This is a genomic window from uncultured Boseongicola sp. (genome assembly GCF_937988555.1).
In the GTDB taxonomy this organism is placed as follows: Bacteria; Pseudomonadota; Alphaproteobacteria; order Rhodobacterales; family Rhodobacteraceae; genus Boseongicola.
Genome location: NZ_CALJXO010000352.1, coordinates 1 through 2,815 on the forward strand (window position 1 = coordinate 1; position 2,815 = coordinate 2,815).

The 2,815-nt window shown below is 52.9% G+C and carries 2 protein-coding genes; both read left to right on the forward strand.

From position 1 onward, the window contains the following. A partial coding sequence (locus Q1B15_RS20610; protein ID WP_299757483.1) for an FAD-binding protein occupies nt 1-1,231 on the forward strand: 1,231 nt, incomplete at its 5' end. Continuing rightward, nucleotides 1,228-2,574, forward strand: a complete 1,347-nt coding sequence (locus Q1B15_RS20615; protein WP_299757485.1) for an extracellular solute-binding protein — start codon at nt 1,228-1,230, stop codon at nt 2,572-2,574. The genes Q1B15_RS20610 and Q1B15_RS20615, both read left to right, overlap by 4 nt. Nucleotides 2,575-2,815: the final 241 nt, after the last annotated feature.

Genomic DNA, 2,815 nt, shown 5'->3' on the forward strand with positions numbered 1-2,815 from the left:
GGGTGGCATGATGATCACATCAAGTGAGATCAAGCATTTCCTGAATCCGCTAAAATCTGCTACGGCCCTGTTGCATGTGCTGCGCCGCGTCAGCCGCTATTTGGTGGATCGGTTGAAGTTCTCGCGAGGCACTGAATTGAGCGGCGGAAATGCGTTTCTGGCGGCAGCCTTGACGAGTTTGCGCGAGTTGAATGTAGAACTGGCGACCGATTGCCCGATGACAGAGCTGATCGTTGAGAATGATCGAGCAAGCGGTGCTGTCATTTCCTATAAAGGGTCCAACATTCGCGTCCACGCCCGATATGGCGTGATCCTCGCCACCGGAGGATTCGCCGCCAATCCCGAATTGCGGGCCGAGATGGGAGCCAAACACCAGCATGATGTCACATTGTGTGCAGCCGAAAACCAAGGCGATGGCATCAAAGCTGCGCGCAAGGCCGGCGGGATGCTTGATCTGAAAGTGGCCAGCCCCGGTTTCTGGACCCCGGTGTCGCGTTTAAAAAACAAGGATGGATCGACCGCCATCGTACCCTATGGATGGCTTGACCGAGGTCGCCCGGGCGTCATCGCAGTAGACCCGAAAGGCAAAAGGTTTGTGAACGAGTCAAATTCTTATCATGACGTTTGCATCGGCCTTTTTGACAATGGTTATCCCGATGATGAGCGTTTCTTCTTTATTTGCGAAGAAGCTTTCGTGAAGAAGCGCGGCATGGGAGATATTCTACCTTGGCCATGGACTCCCAGCCTCGGCAGTTACATTCGACGCGGCTATATCCAACGCGGTGAGACCCTTGAAGCGCTGGCAAAGGAGATCGACATTAATCCAGAAGCTCTTATGGCCACGGTGAGCCAACACAATCAAAACGTTCATTCGGGGAAGGACCCGGACTTTAGTCGCGGGGAGTCCGCCTTTAACCGAGCGTTAGGGGATGCAAGCCTGGGTCTGAAGAATCCTAATCTGGGTGAGATTAAGAATGGTCCTTTTATCGCACTTCGAATCGTCCCAGCGACTTTGGGTACGGCGGCGGGACTGAAGACGGACGAAAGAGCGCGTGTGCTGAAAGAAGACGATAGTGCGATCCCAGGTCTTTACGCATGCGGAAACGACGCAACCTCGATAATGGCAGGTATTTACCCAGGCGCTGGCATCACCATCGGGCCCGCAATCGTTTCCGCCTATTTGGCCGTCGAGGATGCCAAAGAACTGAACTTAGCAAGGAGTAAAGCATGAAACAGCATACCGTTGCCTTAGCTTTAGCAGCTGGTGTACTTGCAACAAGCAATGTGCTCGCGGAAGATTTCGACTGGCGTAAATACGAAGGCACCGAAATTACCTGGGCCTATGACATTCACCCCTATGCCGATGCAGTCGTCGCCTATATTGATGAATTCGAAGAACTGACTGGCATTAAGGTCAATCCCGAGCTTTATCCCGACGACACTTATTGGGGAAAACTAAATATTCAATTGAGCTCCGGCTCACCGGATTGGGATGTCGTCGGCATCGGTGTTCAACCTGCGTGGGACGTGACCCCGGCCGGACAATTAACACCACTGAAAGCTTTTATCGATGACCCGTCGATGACCAACCCCGAATACGATTATGAAGATTTCTTCCCAGCACTGCGGCGGGCATGGACCTGGAATGTTGAAGAGGAAAAAATTATCGATACACCGGACGGCGAGATTTGGGCCATTCCACACGCCTTCGAAAACGTGCAGCTGATGTATCGGACGGACATTCTGGACCGCCTGGGTGTTGAACCGCCAGGCACGCTTCCTGATTTGACCGCCGCCTGTATGCAGATCACTAAGGCTGATCCCAGCATCACGCCAATGGCAGTGCGGGGTGTCCGATTCTGGTCATCGATTCACACAGCACCAATTTCAATCGCTCGCTCTTATGGCGTCAGCGACTTTGTCGGCTCCGGTGAAGATTTCGATACGGGGTTGGACAGCGCAGACTCGATCCGCTTCCACAAAGACTATGTGGAAATGATTCAAGCCTGTGCGCCTGATAGCTGGGCAAACGACAACTGGTATCAGGTGGTTGATGGCCTTTCTTCCGGTAAAACCGCAATGGCCATGGACGCCAACATGTTCGGATTTTGGAACAATATCAAAGGCGCGTCAGAGGCATCCGGTAAGATTGCTTTCGCGCCACCGGTGACAGCCCCGGACAACGCCGAGTTCGCTTCTAATATCTTTATCTGGTCGCTGGCGATTAATAGTGCATCAGAGAAAAAAGGCGCAGCCTGGTATTTCATGCAGTGGGCTACATCCAAAGAGATGAATGTGCGCGGTGCGACCGATGGAAAACTGGTGAACCCGCCGCGGGCTTCCACTTGGGAAGACCAGGCGTGGGTCGACTACGCGAAACAGCCTGAATTCAACAACTTCTACGATACGTTCAACACAGTTCAACCCAAGATCGCTCTTTTATTCACGCCGCGCTACGGTTTTGGCATCGCGATGAATGCCTGGGCCGTGGCTATGCAGGACATGGTAGGGGGTGCAGACGTGCAAGAGCGGCTGTCTGAATTGGCTGACGATATCCGGGAAGAGTTGGAATAAACTCCCTGACGGGACGCATTCAAACTAACCGGTGGCACTTCGCTGCCGGTATTTCTGATCGCGGTATAGAGCAATCGATATGATAAGAGAGGGAGTTAATAGGGGTAGATCGGGTCGCACTTTTCTGCTCATCTCCCTGTTGCCGGCCATTCTTATTCTCGGCGGCTTCATCCTGCTATTTTTCTGGGGCTTCTATCAGTCGCTGACAGACATGAGGTTTGGTCGGGCAAGCGTGGATTTC

Bases quoted from the DNA above. Each gene is read 5' to 3' on its own strand.
- Q1B15_RS20615 (WP_299757485.1), top strand. From the start codon at position 1,228: ATGAAACAGCATACCGTTGCCTTAGCTTTAGCAGCTGGTGTACTTGCA.